The sequence below is a fragment of the Streptomyces sp. NPDC001480 genome (genome assembly GCF_042894725.1).
Taxonomy (GTDB): domain Bacteria; phylum Actinomycetota; class Actinomycetes; order Streptomycetales; family Streptomycetaceae; genus Streptomyces.
In genome coordinates this window covers 224,193-240,037 of record NZ_JBIAVX010000017.1, presented here as the reverse complement: position 1 = coordinate 240,037, position 15,845 = coordinate 224,193, and the positions used below count along the sequence as shown (strand labels likewise).

At 71.0% G+C, this 15,845-nt stretch carries 13 protein-coding genes, 1 tRNA gene and 3 pseudogenes; 11 read left to right on the top strand and 6 right to left on the bottom strand.

From position 1 onward, the window contains the following. Positions 1–106 precede the first annotated feature (106 nt). The 3 pseudogenes from ACFY01_RS35960 to ACFY01_RS35950 form a co-directional block, all read left to right on the top strand. Positions 107–259: pseudogene (locus ACFY01_RS35960) on the top strand (replication initiator); the annotation flags it as partial. Continuing rightward, positions 247–402: pseudogene (locus ACFY01_RS35955) on the top strand (excisionase family DNA-binding protein); the annotation flags it as partial. The pseudogenes ACFY01_RS35960 and ACFY01_RS35955, both read left to right, overlap by 13 nt. Then, positions 402–563 (top strand): annotated as a pseudogene (locus tag ACFY01_RS35950) (site-specific integrase); the annotation flags it as partial. The pseudogenes ACFY01_RS35955 and ACFY01_RS35950, both read left to right, overlap by 1 nt. A gap of 481 nt (positions 564–1,044) precedes the next feature. Here ACFY01_RS35950 and ACFY01_RS35945 read toward each other — a convergent pair. From ACFY01_RS35945 to ACFY01_RS35935, 3 genes are all read right to left on the bottom strand, one after another. Then, positions 1,045–1,117 (bottom strand) — tRNA-Arg (locus tag ACFY01_RS35945). A 62-nt stretch (positions 1,118–1,179) separates the two neighbouring features. Further along, positions 1,180–2,790: an IclR family transcriptional regulator C-terminal domain-containing protein gene (locus ACFY01_RS35940; protein WP_390739948.1), complete on the bottom strand. Its 1,611-nt coding sequence runs from the start codon at positions 2,788–2,790 to the stop codon at positions 1,180–1,182. 190 nt (positions 2,791–2,980) lie between these two features. Continuing rightward, positions 2,981–4,288: a M6 family metalloprotease domain-containing protein gene (locus ACFY01_RS35935; RefSeq protein ID WP_390739947.1), complete on the bottom strand. Its 1,308-nt coding sequence runs from the start codon at positions 4,286–4,288 to the stop codon at positions 2,981–2,983. Positions 4,289–4,605: 317 nt separating this feature from the next. Between ACFY01_RS35935 and ACFY01_RS35930 the strand changes: the two genes are divergently transcribed. Both ACFY01_RS35930 and ACFY01_RS35925 read left to right on the top strand, forming a co-directional pair. Continuing rightward, complete coding sequence (locus ACFY01_RS35930) at positions 4,606–5,250, top strand: TetR/AcrR family transcriptional regulator (RefSeq protein ID WP_390739946.1); 645 nt, start codon at positions 4,606–4,608, stop codon at positions 5,248–5,250. 234 nt (positions 5,251–5,484) lie between these two features. Further along, positions 5,485–7,017 (top strand): MFS transporter, encoded by a 1,533-nt coding sequence (locus tag ACFY01_RS35925; RefSeq protein ID WP_390739945.1) that lies wholly within the window; start codon positions 5,485–5,487, stop codon positions 7,015–7,017. Between the two features lie 16 nt (positions 7,018–7,033). Here ACFY01_RS35925 and ACFY01_RS35920 read toward each other — a convergent pair whose 3' ends face one another. Beyond that, positions 7,034–7,546: a MarR family winged helix-turn-helix transcriptional regulator gene (locus ACFY01_RS35920; RefSeq protein ID WP_390739944.1), complete on the bottom strand. Its 513-nt coding sequence runs from the start codon at positions 7,544–7,546 to the stop codon at positions 7,034–7,036. A 100-nt stretch (positions 7,547–7,646) separates the two neighbouring features. Here ACFY01_RS35920 and ACFY01_RS35915 point away from each other — a divergent pair, with 100 nt between their 5' ends. Further along, positions 7,647–8,438: a dioxygenase gene (locus tag ACFY01_RS35915; RefSeq protein WP_390739943.1), complete on the top strand. Its 792-nt coding sequence runs from the start codon at positions 7,647–7,649 to the stop codon at positions 8,436–8,438. Positions 8,439–8,491: 53 nt separating this feature from the next. On the opposite strand, the gene ACFY01_RS35910 is transcribed toward ACFY01_RS35915, so the two are convergent. Further along, positions 8,492–9,010, bottom strand: a complete 519-nt coding sequence (locus ACFY01_RS35910; protein ID WP_390739942.1) for a GNAT family N-acetyltransferase — start codon at positions 9,008–9,010, stop codon at positions 8,492–8,494. A 195-nt stretch (positions 9,011–9,205) separates the two neighbouring features. Between ACFY01_RS35910 and ACFY01_RS35905 the strand changes: the two genes are divergently transcribed. Beyond that, entirely contained in the window at positions 9,206–10,204 is a 999-nt protein-coding gene (locus tag ACFY01_RS35905) for an RNA polymerase sigma factor RpoD/SigA (protein WP_390739941.1), read from the top strand. Between the two features lie 465 nt (positions 10,205–10,669). Further along, positions 10,670–11,272, top strand: a complete 603-nt coding sequence (locus ACFY01_RS35900; RefSeq protein WP_390739940.1) for a TetR/AcrR family transcriptional regulator — start codon at positions 10,670–10,672, stop codon at positions 11,270–11,272. Between the two features lie 43 nt (positions 11,273–11,315). Here the strand turns inward: ACFY01_RS35900 and ACFY01_RS35895 are convergent, their stop codons facing one another. Further along, positions 11,316–12,281 carry a helix-turn-helix transcriptional regulator gene (locus tag ACFY01_RS35895; protein WP_390739939.1) on the bottom strand — a complete coding sequence of 322 codons (966 nt, stop codon included), beginning with the start codon at positions 12,279–12,281 and terminating at the stop codon, positions 11,316–11,318. Positions 12,282–12,343: 62 nt separating this feature from the next. On the opposite strand from ACFY01_RS35895, the gene ACFY01_RS35890 reads away from it, so the two are divergent. The 3 genes from ACFY01_RS35890 (at position 12,344) to pfkB (ending at position 15,775) form a co-directional block, all read left to right on the top strand. Then, entirely contained in the window at positions 12,344–13,879 is a 1,536-nt protein-coding gene (locus ACFY01_RS35890; RefSeq protein WP_390739938.1) for an MFS transporter, read from the top strand. Positions 13,880–14,069: 190 nt separating this feature from the next. After that, positions 14,070–14,831: a DeoR/GlpR family DNA-binding transcription regulator gene (locus ACFY01_RS35885; RefSeq protein WP_390739937.1), complete on the top strand. Its 762-nt coding sequence runs from the start codon at positions 14,070–14,072 to the stop codon at positions 14,829–14,831. Beyond that, positions 14,828–15,775, top strand: coding sequence for a 1-phosphofructokinase (gene pfkB, locus ACFY01_RS35880; RefSeq protein WP_390739936.1), 948 nt, complete (start codon positions 14,828–14,830; stop codon positions 15,773–15,775). Before ACFY01_RS35885 ends, pfkB begins: the two co-directional genes overlap by 4 nt. Positions 15,776–15,845: the final 70 nt, after the last annotated feature.

Sequence of the window (15,845 nt, the reverse complement as noted above, 5' to 3'; positions counted from 1 at the left end):
GCCGAGGCACAGACGATCTCCCGAACGCCCCCACCTCACCGGTGGAGGCGGCCACAGCCTTGACAGGGTCATTGAAACTCCCGGCCAAAGTCGCTACGCCGACCGCATGGTCCGCACCGCATGGACGCTCGGCGCACGCAAGCACCTCGAACACCTCCGCCTACGCGCCTGGGCCCACATGCTCGGATTCCGCGGCCACTTCTCCACCAAGTCCCGCCGCTACTCCACCACCCTCAGCGCCCTCCGCGAGGCCCGCGCTGCCTGATCGCCGAGCGACGCATCGTGTTCGTCAAGGTCGGCCGACACGTACGCATCCCCGAGAGCGCGTTGAACGCCTTCATCGACGCCAACACGGTGCAGCCGATCGGCCACCAGGGCAGCTCCCTTCGGAGGGCTGCCTGATGGCCAACAAGAAGGGCAGGCGCCGGGAGTTCGGTTCGGTGAGACAGCTTCCGTCCGGCCGTTGGCAGGTCCGCTACCGGGACCCCGAGACGGGGCAACCGCGTCCCGCACAGAAGACGTACGCGACCAAGACCGATGCTCAGGTCGCACTGACGCACATCCTGCCCACCTTCGGCGCCGGAACGGTGGCCGTCCTCGGCGCCAGCCGCCGCCAACGGGCAGGATGCGAAGGCGGAGCGCAAGGTCGACGTCTATGCCGACTACGAAGGTCATCGGACCCGTGGCAGCTATGACCGGGACACGAAGAGGATCGACATCACGTCGGGACCGCTTGCGGGGCAAAGCTTCAAGACGCCTACCGGAGCGGCTCGGGCTGTGGTGACGCACTACAAGCCGGACGTCAACCCAAACCGCAACGGCTGGTCGTTCTGGTTGCTCGATGACGGATCCGGCGAGTTCGTGCAGTCTATCCGGCACGCTTCATGAGCGCGTTGGGGCGATTCGCCGCGTGGTCTCTCGTTTGTAGGTAGCGAACCGCCCGAGGCGAAAGTGCGGGTGTAGTGGCACGCCTGTGGCACGAGCCCTGAAACACCGAAGGGCCAGCCTGGGAGGGAAACCCTCCTGAGCTGGCCCTTCTGTCTGTGCCCCCGGCAGGATTCGAACCTGCGACACCCGCTTTAGGAGAGCGGTGCTCTATCCCCTGAGCTACGAAGGCGGATCGTGGCTGTGTGGGCCACAGGCGTCAGCGTACCGGATCTCGGGGGTGGGGGTGGGGGGTCAGGTCGGGGGGATGGGGGTGAAGCGGGATGCGGTGTGGAGGTCGGATTCGATGTGGGCGGCTGTGGTCCTCAGGGCGGGGAGGAGGTCGGTCACGCAGTCGGCGAGGGTGCGGCGGGCCGCGTGGGTGGAGAGGTTGAGGGCGGCGATGACGCGGCCCGTGCGGTCGTGGAGGGGGACTGCGATGGAGCGGAGGCCTGATTCCAGTTCCTCATCGGCCAGGGCGTAGCCCTGCGGGGCGGCCTCGGAGAGGAGGGCGCGGCCCAGGGAGGTCGAGCCGGCCGGGAGGCGGGTGCCCACTGTGATGTCTGGGGAGAGGACTCGGGGTGTGGTGGCTCTCGCCGTCAGTTGGATCATCGGGGTCGGCGATTCCGGGTCGACCAGTACCGCCAAGGCCGCTGACTCCTCCATCCGGTCCGCCAGGGCGCGCAGGTGGGGAGCCGCCAGGTGGGGGAGGGTCGTGCGGGAGAGGGGTGGGAAGCCTAGGGACAGGACTCGAGGGGTGAGGGTGAAGGTCCGGGTGTCCGGGGCCATGGTCATCAGGCCCAGGTGGTCGTATGTGATCAGTGCCCGTCGGGCCGTCGCCCGGGCCAGGCCCGTCGCCTTGGCCACCTCCGTCAGGGTCAGGCAGGCGCGGCCCTCGCCGAAGGCGGTCAGGACGGTGAGGCCGCGGGCCAGGGACTCGATGAAGTCGCGGCCCAGCTCGTGCTTCGACGCTGTCGTCCAGGTGGCCAGGTCGGAGGGGGGTGGGCCTGGTACGACCGGGGGGGCCTCGCGCAGGTCCGCCTCCATCGCCGTCACCGCCTCGCGCAGGCGGGGGAGGAGCGTGTCGCGCAGGTCGGCGGCCGTGTGGCGGCTGGTGTGGCTCACCACGCTCGCCGCGCACACCACACGGCCCGTCGCCGGATCCCGTACCGGCACGGAGACGGCCACCAGGCCCGGTTCGATCAGCTGGTCGTCCAGGGCGTAGCCGTCGGCGGCGGCCAGGGTGGAGCGACGGACGAAGTCCGCGGCCTCCGGCGCGACCGTCAGGTCTCTGTGGGGTACCGCCGGGAAGCTCCTGTCCTCCGGGTCCGCTGACCGGCGCGCCCGCCAGTGGGTCCAGTCCCGTTCCGTCCAGTCGGTGGCGAACAGCGGGCCGGGGGCGGTGCGTTCGGCGGGGAGGAGGTCGCCGATGCGGAAGCTGAGGGACATCGCTCGGCGGCGGGTGGCCTGGTGGATGAAGCGGATGCCGTCGCGGTCGGCGACCGCCAGGGACACCGACTCGTCGAGCTCGTCGGCCAGTTCGTCGGCACGGGCGTCCAGCAGGGCGGGCAGGCGGAGGGCGGCGAGATAGGCGTTGCCCAGTTCCATGACGGGGGGCGCCAGCACGACGTCCCGGCCGTCGAGGCGGACGTATCCCATGCGTGCGAGGGTCGCCGTGATCCGGTCCACCGTGGAACGGGCCAGGCCGGTGGCCCGTTCCAGCGCGCTCGGGCTCAGGGTGCCGCCCGCTTCGGTGAGTTGCCGCAGCACGGTGATCCCGCGGATCAGCGGCATCACCGCCTCGGCCGGCGGCACGGCGGCTCCCCCTGGGGCGTCGGCGTCCAGTGGGGTCTTCGTCGCGGGCATCGGCTGCGGCTCTCCGGTACGGCGATGGGCCATGGCGGTGGGGTGCGGGGGTGGGGTGCGGGGATGGGCTACGGCGGTGGGGTGCGGGAGTGGCTACGGCGGTGGGCGCCGGGGTGGAGTACGGGCGTCTCGGCACGCCTACGGTAAGCCCGTGCCGCCCGCACGCCCGCCCGGTCCCGGGGCCGCACGGCTAGCTCCGCGTCACCCGCACCCGATAGTTCCCCGCCTCGTCCTTCCCGGTCACCTCTACGGTGATCCCCCGCAGCGGGTCCTTGAAGGTCTGGCCGGGGCCGAACGGTGCGTCCGAGAGTTCGGTGTGGACGTTGGGGCTGCTGGTGCAGCCGCCGGAGTGGCCGTGGGCGTCGTAGACCTTGACGGGGCCCTGGCCGGTGTCGATGTTCGCGTCGACCTTGTAGATGAGGACGCCGGGATGGCACACGGTCTCGTCGTTGCCGCCCCGGGTGCGTACTTCCAGGGCGTAGTCGGTGTGGCCGTCGACCGGGATGACGACGAGTTTGCGGCCGCCGGGCCGGTACAGCGGGGTCAGTTCGTACTCGGCGGTGCCGCGGCCGGCCGCGCAGCTGATCTGTGTGGCGTCCAGCCAGCCCAGCTTCCACTTGTGCCAGCCGAGCAGGTCGTTGTCGGCGCCCCAGTCCTCGCTCATGATGTCCCAGTGGCCGACCGTGCCGGCGCCTTCCTGGGTGTAGAGGTCGGGCAGGCCGAAGACGTGGCCGTTCTCGTGCGGGAGCACGCGGTAGCCGGTGAGGGGGTAGGAGCCGGAGCCGTCGTCCTGGCGGGAGTAGACGAAGGAGGCGTTGGCGACCGGTACGCCGTCGGCGATCGGTGCCTCCGCGTTGCCGGCGAACGTCACCGACAGCACGGTGTCCAGGGCGGAGGGGCCCGCGTTCGGGGTGACGAGCACGTTCAGCAGGTCGTACGAGCGGAAGTCCACGGTGGGGTCGGCGGCGGCCACGATGTCCTGGACCAGTCGGCGGTAGCCGGGGTCGAAGGGGGCGCCGCGCTCTATGCCGTAGTCCTTGAACGGCTTCGGCATGCGCAGCCAGTCGGTGACCGGGGTTTCGGGGCGGTAGTCGAGACGGCCGTAGGACGCGGTGCGGAACCACTCCTGGGTCTTCGGGAAGAACTCGTGGAAGCGGTCGAGGGCGCTGCCCTGGCCGGGTGCGTCGGGGAAGTCGACCATGAGGGTCAGGGCGTGGACGGTGCCGGTGGAGTGGGAGTAGCCGGCGGGGGTGGGTATGCCCTCGGTCATCTGGACGTCGTAGCCGCCGCTGATCATGCAGGGGGCCAGGGCGGGCGAGCGGGCCATGGCGAACGGTCCCGCACCGGCGGTGGTGGAACCCGCCGTGAGCTGCCCCGTGCCGGACGTGGTGCTGACCGTGAGGGTCAGCGCGGTCACGGAGGCGAGGGCGGCCACACGGCGCGGGCGTATCCGGTGTGCGCCCGGCGCACGCCGGCCGCTGGACGACTGCGGCTGCATGCAGGGGACCTTCCGCTCCACGGCAGCCGCCGGTCGCCGGCTGCACCCTTGTGGTCACCCTGTGTCGACGGTGCGGGGGGCGCGCGCTGGGGGAGGCCGATCGTGGGTTTCCCGCGGGTAGGGGCATGGATGCCGCACCGGATGTCGCGCCGAATGTCGCACCGAATGTCGCACCGAATGGGGTGTGAGCCAGGTCACTAGAAATTTCTTCGTGGCTGCGAAATATCCGGGGACCGTTTCCCCGTTTAGCCATGTGTCCGAGCGAAACGGGGACTGGTTCCCCGGATCGTCCATCCCGATGAACTCAGGAGTACGCCGTGCCCACCGCGACCCCCGTGCGACGCAGGACGCCCCGGCCCCGCGCCGACGCCCTGCGCAACCGGGAGCGGATCGTCGCCGCCGCCCGGGAGATGTTCGTCGAGTTCGGCCCCGACGTGCCGCTCGACGAGATCGCCCGCCGGGCCGGTGTCGGCAACGCCACGGTGTACCGCAACTTCCCGGACCGCGACGCCCTCGTCCGCGAGGTCGTCTGCTCCGTCATCGACCGTACGGTGCGGGCGGCCGAGGAGGCGCTCGCGGAGACCGGGGACGCCTTCGAGGCGCTGGCGCGCTTCACGCACACCGCCGCCGACGAGCGGATCAGTGCGCTGTGCCCGATGGTCTCCGAGACGTTCGACCAGAACCACCCCGACCTCGAAGCGGCCCGCCAGAGGGTCGAGCAGATCGTCGGGGAGGTCATGGACCGCGCCAAGACGGCCGGCCAGCTCCGCCCCGACGTCGGCGCCGGTGACCTGCTGCTCGCCGTGTCCCAGCTCAGCCGGCCGCCGGCCGGCACGGGCTGCCTCAGCATCGACCGCTTCGTCCACCGCCAGCTCCAGCTGTTCCTGGACGGACTGCGGGCCCCGGCCCGCTCCGTACTGCCGGGCACGGCCGCGACCATGGAGGACTTCCGGCAGACCTGACCGAGCTGACCGTTCCGACCGTTCCGACTGATCCGACCGAGCCGACCGTTCCGACCGAGCCGACCGATTAGTTCCGGGCCCCACACCGGTCCATCCGACGACGCTCCCAAAAGACGACACCTCGAAGCACGAGCAATACACGAGCCTCCGGCCGCCGCTCACCTTGGCGAGCCGTCGGCACCCTCACGCCTTTTACCGATTTCTCCGTCACGAAGTCCTGAAGTGGGTACCTCCATGTCCGAAACAACACCGGCCACCGTCGGCACCGCCGACGCCAACCGCTGGAAAGCGCTCGTCTTCATCGCGCTCGCCCAGCTGATGGTCGTCCTCGACGCGACCATCGTGAACATCGCGCTCCCCTCCGCCCAGCAGGACCTGGGCATATCCGACGGCAACCGCCAGTGGGTCGTGACGGCGTACGCCCTCGCCTTCGGTGGTCTGCTCCTCTTCGGTGGCCGGATCGCCGACCTGTGGGGCCGCAAGCGGGCCTTCGTCGTGGGCCTGACCGGCTTCGCCGCCGCCTCCGCGCTCGGCGGCGCGGCGACCACCGGCGCGATGATGTTCGGCGCCCGCGCCCTCCAGGGTGTCTTCGGCGCGCTGCTCGCCCCCGCCGCGCTCTCGCTGCTCGCCGTGATGTTCACGGACGCCAAGGAGCGCGCCAAGGCGTTCGGCATCTACGGCGCGATCGCCGGTGGCGGCGGCGCCGTCGGCTTCATCCTCGGCGGCGTGCTGACCGAGTACCTGGACTGGCGCTGGACGTTCTTCGTCAACATCCCGTTCGCCGTGGTCGCCGCGCTGGGCGCGTACTTCGTCATCCGTGAGCCGGAGGGCGGCCGCAACCGCAACCCGCTCGACCTCCCGGGCGTGCTCCTGTCCACCCTCGGCCTGGTCTCGCTCGTCTACGGCTTCACCCGCGCCGAGTCCGACGGCTGGGGCGACACCACCACCGTCTCCCTGTTCGTCGCGTCGGCCGTCCTGCTGATCGCCTTCGTCGTCACCGAGACCAGGGTCAAGGCCCCGCTGCTGCCCCTGCGCGTGGTCACCGACCGCAACCGCGGCGGTATCTACCTCTCCCTCGGCATCGCCATCATCGCGATGTTCGGCACGTTCCTCTTCCTGACCTACTACCTCCAGGTCATCAAGGGCTACTCGCCGATCAAGACCGGCTTCGCCTTCCTGCCGATGATCGCGGGCATGATGGTCGGCTCGACCCAGATCGGCACGCGTCTGATGACCCGGGTCCCGGCCCGGATGCTGATGGGCCCCGGCTTCCTGGTCGCCGCCGCCGGCATGCTGCTGCTGACGCGGCTGGAGATCGGCTCGTCGTACGCCTCGACGGTCCTGCCGGCGATGCTGCTGCTCGGCCTCGGCATGGGTACGGCGTTCATGCCGGCCATGTCCCTGGCCACCCTGGGTGTCGAGCCCCGGGACGCCGGTGTGGCCTCCGCGATGGTCAACACCTCGCAGCAGGTGGGCGGAGCGATCGGTACCGCCCTGCTGAACACGATCGCCGCCTCCGCGACGACCTCGTACATCAAGGACCACATCGCCACGGCCACCTCCAAGCCGAAGCAGCAGCTGGTCCAGATGCAGGGCATGGTGCACGGCTACACCAACGCGATCTGGTTCGCCGTCGGCATGCTGGTGCTCGCCGCGGCCATCGTGGTCACCCTCGTCAACGCCGGCCACCAGGGCGCCGGTCCGGTCGCCTCCGGTGACGGTGAGGGCGTCGAGGACGAGGTGGCCGTCCCGGTGATCGCCCACTAAAGGAGGGGTGGCTCCCTCAGCGGAGCCACGGCAGGTCCGCACCCGCTTCGTTCGGCTGAAGGCCCTCGGCGACGATCTCCATGATCTCGCCGAGGGTCTTCTGCTGCTCGGGGGTCAGCCGCTCGAACAGCGCCTGGCGGACGGCGGCCACATGGCCCGGCGCGGTGCGCCGCAGTACCTCGTGGCCCTCGTCGGTCAGCACCGCGAACTGGCCGCGCTTGTCGGAGGGGCAGTCCTCGCGGCGCACCCAGCCGTTCTTCTCCAGGCGGGCGATGGCGTGCGAGAGACGGGACCGGGTGATCTTGGCCTTCATGGCCAGCTCGGTCATCCGGAGCCGGCGGCGCGGGGCCTCGGCGAGTCCTACGAGCAGGCCGTAGTAGACGTGCGGCATCCCCGCGTCGCGCTGGAGCTGACGGTCGAGGTGGTCCTCCAGCAGCGTGGAGGCATGCAGGTAGGAGCGCCAGACGCGCTGCTCCTCGTCGGTGAGCCAGCGGTGCTGTTCGGCGGCGGAGTCGGGTGCCGTAGTCATATGAACCACTGTACGGGGCTTCTCCTTGAAACTTAAACAAGTGAGGCGTAGCCTATGGGACGTAGAGCTTGAGACTTAAAGCAATGAGGGAGCCGCCGTCATGTCCGCCGCCACCCAGGAGCGCATGCCCACCCTCTACCTGAGCCACGGTGCCCCGCCCCTCGCCGACGACGCCGTCTGGCCGGGTCAGCTCGCCGCCTGGTCCGCCGACCTGCCCCGTCCCAAGGCGATCCTGATGGTCTCCGCCCACTGGGAGGAGGCCCCGCTCGCCCTCGGCGCGACCACGACCGTCCCGCTCGTCTACGACTTCTGGGGCTTCCCCGAGCACTACTACCGGGTGCGGTACGAGGCCCCCGGCGCACCGGAGCTCGCCGAGTCCGTGCGCAAGCTTCTGCGCGCCCCCGGCACGCCCGTGCAGGACATCCCGGACCGCGGTCTCGACCACGGCGCCTACGTCCCGCTGGTGGAGATGTTCCCCGCCGCCGACATCCCGGTCCTCCAGGTCTCCATGCCGACCCTCGACCCGGTGCGGCTGATGGAGATCGGCCGCCGGCTCGCCCCCCTGCGGGACGAGGGTGTGCTGATCGTCGGCTCCGGCTTCTTCACCCACAACCTGGCCGCGCTGCGGTACGCGGGCAACGGGGTGCCCAGCTGGTCCTCCGAGTTCGACGACTGGGGCCGGCGCGCCCTGGAGGGCCGCGACTGGGACGCCCTGCTGGACTTCCTCGACAAGGCCCCCGCGGGCCGCTACGCCCACCCGCGCACCGAGCACTTCGCCCCGCTCTTCGTCACCATGGGCGCGGCCGAGGCCGGCGGGGAGCTGGACGCGCAGAAGTCCGTGATCGACGGCTTCTGGATGGGGATGGCGAAGCGGTCGGTGCAGTTCGGCTGAGCGGGCGGGCGCGGGCTGGAGCTTCTTCCTGGCCGGAGCTCGTCCTCGTACCGCTAGAGCTCCTTCTCGAACCAGGCGACGTCCCAGTACCGTCCGAACTTGCGGCCCACCTCCCGGTACGTGCCGACGTACCGGAAGCCGAAGCGCTCGTGGAGCCGCGCGGACGCCTCGTTGGGCTGGGCGATGCCCGCGTAGGCGCGGTGCAGGTCCTCCCCGGACAGTGCCTCGAAGAGGGCCTTGTACAGCAGGGTGCCGATGCCGCGGCGGCCGGCGTGCGGGGCGACGTAGACGGTCGTCTCCACGGACGTGCCGTACGCGGGTTTCACCCGGTAAGGACTGGATGTGGCGTAGCCCAGAATCTCCTGTGACTCCGCGGCCACGGCAACCATCAGGCGGTACGGGCCGTCTTCCGGGTGGGAGAGCAGCCAAGGACGTCGCTCCTCCGGCGTGAAGACCGCGGTGTCGAATGTGATGGGCGTCTCACGTACGTAGTGGTTGTAGAGGGCCGTGAGGGCTTCGAGGTCGCCCTCGACTCCCGGTCTGACCTGCACCTCTGCACTCTCTGTCGACATCACGCCTCCCTACGTGGCCGCACAGGGTACTGCATGATCAGAAAAAAGGAGGGGTGGGTTGGGAATTCTGTCCTGATTCCAGTCGTTGTTTCCTTCGGATGCCGGGCACTCGAGAAGAGTCCCAATCGTTCATCTCCCGGAGTGCCGAGTGTCCGCCTGGACCACCCGCTGACCCACCATCGCAAGGGAGCACGCATGGCAACCCGTGCCGTCGCCCGTCGTCAGTCCGCCACCGGCGAGACGGCCGACGCGGCAAGCAGTGTTCGCGCCCATGGCGGCGAGATCGCCGATCGCGACCTGGTCGGCATGTACCTCGACGAGATCGCGCGGACCCCACTGCTCGACGCCGCCAAGGAAGTCGACCTGTCCCAGACCATAGAGGCGGGCGTGTTCGCACGGCAGATCCTCGACGGGTACGAGGAGTCCAAGTCGAACGCCACTCGCGAGGAGCTCGAGGCCCTGGTCGCCGAGGGCGAGCGCGCCAAGGACGTGTTCATCCGCTCCAACCTGCGCCTGGTCGTCGCCGTCGCCCGCCGCTACCCCCGCAGCGGTCTGCCCCTGCTCGACCTGATCCAGGAGGGCAACGCCGGCCTGGTGCGCGCGGTGGAGAAGTTCGACTACCGCAAGGGCTTCAAGTTCTCGACGTACGCCACCTGGTGGATCCGTCAGGCGATCACCCGCTCGATAGCCGACCAGTCCCGCACCATCCGGCTGCCCGTTCACCTCGTGGAGGAGCTGGGCCGCATACGCCGTGTGCAGCGCGAGTTCAACCGGGAGAACGGGCGCGAGCCGGAGCCCGCGGAGATCGCGGCCGAGCTCGGCTCCACGCCGGAGCGCGTCATCGACGTGCTCGACTGGGCCCGTGACCCGGTGTCGCTGAACATGTCGGTGGACGACGAGGGCGAGACCCAGTTCGGCGACCTGCTCGAGGACACCTCCGCCGTGTCGCCCGAGCAGTCGGTGCTGACACTGCTGCGCAGCGAGGAGCTGGACGACCTGATCGGCCGCCTCGACCAGCGCACGGCCTCCATCATCAAGATGCGGTACGGCATCGAGGACGGCCGCGAGCGCACGCTGACGGAGGTCGGCAAGGAGCACGGCCTGACCCGCGAACGCATCCGCCAGATCGAGAAGCACGCGCTGCTGGAACTGAAGAAGCTGGCCCGCAGCACCGGCTTCGACGCGGCGGCGTAACCGTCGGCCGACCGGCGGTCGACCGGCTGCCGGTGACGTGCCGGCCGCCGGGCGACCGCGTACGCCGGGTGGCGGAAGACCGCGCAAACATGGCGCTGTAGCGCCGCTTCAACTCTCGGGGCCCCGGGAACAACACCTCCGGGCCCAGGAGACGTGCTCTCACGCTGAGCCACGCGTCCCGACGCACATCCCCCCCGGCGCCGGGACCTTCCCCGAGCCGGGCTTCGGTGCCTGTCCCCCCGGGTGCCGGAGCTCGGCTCCTCAATGTGCGCGGGTATGCCTGAGCGGCGAGTCACCCCGTACCTGAACCACGGGGTGGCTCGCCGGATGGCAGATTCTGCCACATGGGCATAACCTGCCGCCGTGAGTCCCAGTGTTCCTTCTGTTCCGTCCGATCCTTCCGGTCCTTCCAAACCTTCTCCGGCTTCCGGATCGCTGACGGAACGGCGCAAGGCCGAGACCCGGATGGAGATCGCACGGGCGGCGGCCGGTCTGTTCGTCAGCCGGGGTCTGAAGGCCACCCGCGCTGAGGACATCGCGCAGGCCGCCGGATGCGCCCCGCGCACCTTCTACCGCTACTTCGCCACGAAGGAGGAGGCCGTCGCCCCCCTCTACGCGGCGGGCGCCCGGCGCTGGACGGAGGCGGTCCGCGAGGCCCCCGCGTCCCTGTCCGTCCCCGAGGCGCTGGAACACGCCGTCCGCCGGACCCTCACGCCCGGCCAGGCCGTCTCGACCGCGTCCTGGGACTGGGTGCGCACCCTGATCCGCCTCGCCGGCACGAACCCGGCGCTGCGGAAGGTGTGGGCGGAGGTGTGCCGCGAGTCGGAACAGGCGCTGGCGGACATCCTGGCGGCCCGGCGGACCGGCGCCGACAACGTTGCCTCCTCCGTCTCTCCTGACCTGCGGTTCACCGCCGCGGTGGCCGGTGCGGCGGTGAGGGTGGCGGTCGAGACGTGGGCTTGCGCCTCGAACCCTCCGTCCGGCCCGGAGGGGCCCGAGGCACTGGCCCTGCGGAACCTCGCGGCGTTGCGGGGATTCCCTTGGGATGCGGGTTCGTCGGCGCCGTAACCCGGCGGTCGTGAACCGGCGGCCGTAACCCGGCGCGGTGACCTCACCCACCCCCCGCCCGGCTCAACCGCCCGCCCAGCTCCCGTACGCACCGCACGAGTTCCGCGGGCTCACGGACCTCGAAATCGCACCCCACCATCGCCAGCCGCACCGCCAGCCACTCCACGGGGTCGCCGGAGGTGCCCCGCAACACGCAGCCCCCGGCATCCAGCGGTTCCGGCCGTCCCGCCCACGCCGGTACCCGGGCCGCGACGAAGTCCGCCGGCTCCGTGAACACGACCTCGTACGCGTACGAGTCCTGCCGCCGTTGGATCGACTGCCGCAGATACTCCGCCGCACCCCCCGTCGGCAGCTCCCGCGGAGCGAAGCGCGCCCCCGTCGCGAACGGCTCGCTCACCCGGTCGACCCGGAACGTGCGCCAGTCCTCCCGGTCGAGGTCGTACGCCACGAGGTACCACCGCCGACCGGTCGACACCAGCCGGTACGGCTCGGTCAGCCGCCGTGACTCGCTGCCGTCCTTGGCCCGGTACGCGAACCGCAGCCGCTCCCGCCCGGCCACCGTCGACGCCATCACGGTCAGTGTCTCGGGCGCGATGCTCGCCCCGTCCCCGCTGGTCAGCGGGGTGGTCGCGGCCTGAAGGGTGGAGACGCGGTGGCGCAGCCGGGCCGGCAGCACCTGTTCCAGCTTCGCCAGCGCCCGTACGGACGCCTCGTCCACGCCCGCGACCGCGTGCCCGGCGCCGGCCCGCAGTCCCACCGCGATGGCCACCGCCTCCTCGTCGTCGAGCACCAGGGGAGGCATCGCCTTGCCCGCGACCAGCCGGTACCCGCCGTCGGCGCCCATGGTCGCCTGCACCGGATAGCCCAGCTCGCGCAGCCGGTCGACGTCACGGCGCACGGTACGGCGGGACACTCCGAGCCGGTCGGCGAGCTCGCCGCCCGGCCATTCACGGGGTGTCTGGAGGAGGGAGAGGAGCTGGAGCAGCCGGGCCGGGGTGTCCGTCGTCATGCGTCTCAGAATGCCGCAGAAGTAGGACACAATCTGACCTACTCGGCCTCTACCTTCGATGCATGACCTCCACCGAGACCGTCAGTACCGCTGGCACCGACAGCACCGCCCGGCAGGCGGTGGCCGACCGCCGCCGCTGGTTCGCCCTCGCGATCGTGATGACCGCCGCCTTCATGGACCTGGTCGACGTCACGATCGTCAACATCGCGATCCCCTCCATAAAGCGGGACGCCGGCGCGTCCTTCAGCCAGATCCAGTGGATCACCGCGGGCTACGCCCTGGCCTTCGCGGCGGGCCTGATCACCGGCGGGCGGCTCGGCGACATCCACGGCCGCAAGCGGCTGTTCCTCGTCGGCATCGGCGGCTTCACGCTGGCGTCGGCGCTGTGCGGGTTCGCCGCGAACCCGGAGATGCTGGTCGCCTCCCGCATCCTTCAGGGCGCGATGGCGGCGATGATGGTGCCGCAGGTGCTGTCGATCGTGCACGCCACCTTCCCGGCGCATGAGCGGGGCAAGGTCTTCGGGCTCTTCGGCGCGATCGTCGGCCTGGGCGCGGTCTCCGGCCCGCTGCTGGGCGCGCTGCTGACGGAGTGGAATCTGTTCGGTCTCGAATGGCGGCCCATCTTCCTCATCAACCTGCCGGTCGGCGTCGTCGCTTTCCTCCTCGGCCGCCGCTTCATCACCGAGTCGAAGGCCCCCAGGGCGCTGAAGCTGGACCTCGTCGGCGTAGCACTGGTGACGCTGGGACTGCTGATGCTGCTGTATCCGCTCACCCGGGGCCGTGAGCTGCACTGGCCGCTGTGGGGCCACCTGTCGATGGCCGGTTCGGTCGTGGTCTTCGCTGCGCTGGTGGCGTACGAGCGGCGCAAGAGCGCGCGGGACGGCTCGCCGCTGGTCGAACTGTCGCTGTTCAAGGTGAAGAGCTTCGCGGCGGGCATCGCGGTGCAGACCGTGTTCGGGGTCGGGCTCGGTGTGTTCTTCCTGGTGTGGACGCTCTACATGCAGGTCGGTCTGGGCTGGAGCCCGCTGCGGGCCGGGCTGACCGGGGTGCCGTTCTCTATCGCGGTATCCGTGGCGGCCGGGATGTCCGTGCAGAAGCTGGTGCCCCGCTTCGGCCGCAAGGTGCTCCAGGCCGGCGCGCTGCTGATGGCCCTCGGCGTGCTGATCTACATCGGGGAGGCCCACCGGTACGGCCAGGACATCGCCTCCTGGCAGATGGCGCTCCCGCTGGTGGTCATGGGCGTCGGCATGGGGCTGATCGTCGCGCCGCTGACGGACGCGGTGCTCTCCGAGGTGCCGCGCGAGCACGCGGGGTCGGCGTCCGGGCTGATCAACACCGTGCAGCAGATGGGCAACGCGCTGGGGCTGGGGCTGGTGTCGGTGGTCTTCTTCGGCTCGATCGGCGACGACCTGACCCCGCCGCGGGTGGGCCCGGCGTTCGTGGACGCCTTCCAGCACGCGTTGGGCTGGGTGGCCGCGGTGATGGGCGTGATCTTCCTGCTGATGTTCGCCCTGCCCAAGCGGCCGGCGCAGCACGTGGAGGGCGGGGAGTCTCCGCTCCCGGTGGAGGAGGAGAGGGAGCGGGAGCTCGTCTCCTGAGCCCTCCCCGATGGGTATGCGAAAGGGCCCGGCGACCGCGCGGTCGCCGGGCCCTTTCGCATACCCACCCGGAAGAGCCAGAAGTCCGTTCATGCCCGAATGGAGTCCGAACCTGTTTACTTTCCGGAAATCCGGGCGTAGCCTCACGGGTGAAACCACACGTTCGGGCATGAGTCGGAGGCGAACGGACATGTACGCACCGGAACGGCAGCAGGAGATCCTCCGCCTCGCCCGTGACGGCGGCCGAGTGGACGTGCTCTCTCTCGCCGAGGAGTTCCAGGTGACGGCGGAGACGATCCGCCGCGACCTGAAGGCGCTGGACCGCGCCGGGCTGCTCCGCCGGGTGCACGGCGGTGCCATCCCGGCCGGACGACTCGACTTCGAGCCGGACCTCGCCGAACGCGAGGGCACGGCCGCCGACGAGAAGGAACGCATCGCCAAGGCGGCCCTCGCCGAACTGCCGACCGAGGGCACCCTGATCCTCGACGCCGGCACGACCGTCGCCGGCCTGGCCGCGGCCATCCCCCTGGACGCGCGGCTCACCGTCGTCACGCACTCCCTGCCGATCGCGGCCCGCCTCGCCGACCACCCGGGCATCCAGCTCCACCTGGTCGGAGGGCGCGTGCGGCACCGTACGCGCGCCGCCGTGGACGCCTGGGCGCTGCGCGCGTACGGCGAGCTCCGTGCCCACGTGCTGTTCGTCGCGGCCAACGGCTTCTCCGCCGAGCACGGTCTGACCACCCCCGACCTCGCCGAGGCCGCGGTGAAGCGGGCGGCCATGGCCGCCGCCCGCCGTGTGGTGCTGCTCGCCGACGCCACCAAGCACGGCCAGGAGCACTTCGCCCGCTTCGGCGACCTGAGCGATGTGGACCTGCTGATCACCGACAGCGGGCTGAGCCCCGAAGACGCCGTCGCCATCGAGCGTGGCGGCACGGAAGTAGTGCGCGCATGATCCTCACCGTCACCCCGAACCCGTCCCTCGACCGTACGTACGAGGTCCCCTCGCTGGACCGCGGAGAGGTCATCCGCGCCACCGGCGAACGCATGGACCCCGGCGGCAAGGGCGTCAACGTCTCGCGGGCCGTCGCGGCCGCCGGGCAGCGCACGGTCGCCGTGCTGCCCCTGGGTGGTGCGCCGGGCGCGCTCGTCGCGGAGCTGCTGGACGCGCAGGGCATCGAGGTCGCGCCGGTCCCGGTCGCCGGGGCCACCCGCTCCAACATCGCGCTCGCCGAGGCGGACGGGGTCCTGACGAAGATCAACGCGCCCGGTCCGGAGCTGTCCCCCGAGGAGCAGGAACTGCTGCTGGACACGGTCCGCGCGCAGTCCGGCGACGCCGACTGGATCGCGTGCTGCGGCAGCCTGCCGCGGGGCCTCGCCCCCGCCTGGTACGCCGACCTGGTCGCGCGGGCGCACGCCGCCGGCAAGCGCATCGCCCTGGACACCTCCGGGCCCGCGCTGCTGGAGGCCCTGCGGGAACGACCGGACGTGGTGAAGCCGAACGCCGAGGAGCTGGCGGAGGCCGTGGGGCGTCCCCTGGCGACCGTGGGCGACGCGGTGAAGGCGGCCGAGGAGCTGCGGGAGCGGGGCGCGCGGGCCGTGCTCGCGAGCCTCGGCGCCGACGGTCAGCTGCTGGTGGACGGCACGGGCGCCTGGTTCGCCAGTGCGCGGGTAGACGCGGTACGCAGCAACGTGGGCGCCGGCGACTCCTCGCTCGCCGGTTTCCTGATCGCCGGTGGCAGCGGCCCCGAGGCGCTCGCCTCCGCCGTCGCGCACGGCGCGGCCGCCGTCCAGCTGCCCGGCAGCGTGATGCCGACCCCGGCCGATCTGGACCCGGCGGCGGTGACGGTCACGACGGAGGTCCCGGTGGACCGCGAGCTGACGGAGCCGGTGTCATGAACGTGCGTACGACCACCGCGACGAGCGGGCTGAACGCAACGCCCCCGCCGAGCGTGACGACCGCGACGCC

Bases quoted from the DNA above. Each gene is read 5' to 3' on its own strand.
- pfkB (WP_390739936.1), top strand. From the start codon at position 14,828: ATGATCCTCACCGTCACCCCGAACCCGTCCCTCGACCGTACGTACGAG.
- ACFY01_RS35895 (WP_390739939.1), bottom strand. From the start codon at position 12,281: ATGACGACGGACACCCCGGCCCGGCTGCTCCAGCTCCTCTCCCTCCTC.
- ACFY01_RS35935 (WP_390739947.1), bottom strand. From the start codon at position 4,288: ATGCAGCCGCAGTCGTCCAGCGGCCGGCGTGCGCCGGGCGCACACCGG.
- ACFY01_RS35915 (WP_390739943.1), top strand. From the start codon at position 7,647: ATGTCCGCCGCCACCCAGGAGCGCATGCCCACCCTCTACCTGAGCCAC.
- ACFY01_RS35905 (WP_390739941.1), top strand. From the start codon at position 9,206: ATGGCAACCCGTGCCGTCGCCCGTCGTCAGTCCGCCACCGGCGAGACG.
- ACFY01_RS35890 (WP_390739938.1), top strand. From the start codon at position 12,344: ATGACCTCCACCGAGACCGTCAGTACCGCTGGCACCGACAGCACCGCC.
- ACFY01_RS35885 (WP_390739937.1), top strand. From the start codon at position 14,070: ATGTACGCACCGGAACGGCAGCAGGAGATCCTCCGCCTCGCCCGTGAC.
- ACFY01_RS35920 (WP_390739944.1), bottom strand. From the start codon at position 7,546: ATGACTACGGCACCCGACTCCGCCGCCGAACAGCACCGCTGGCTCACC.
- ACFY01_RS35910 (WP_390739942.1), bottom strand. From the start codon at position 9,010: ATGTCGACAGAGAGTGCAGAGGTGCAGGTCAGACCGGGAGTCGAGGGC.
- ACFY01_RS35900 (WP_390739940.1), top strand. From the start codon at position 10,670: ATGGAGATCGCACGGGCGGCGGCCGGTCTGTTCGTCAGCCGGGGTCTG.
- ACFY01_RS35940 (WP_390739948.1), bottom strand. From the start codon at position 2,790: ATGCCCGCGACGAAGACCCCACTGGACGCCGACGCCCCAGGGGGAGCC.
- ACFY01_RS35925 (WP_390739945.1), top strand. From the start codon at position 5,485: ATGTCCGAAACAACACCGGCCACCGTCGGCACCGCCGACGCCAACCGC.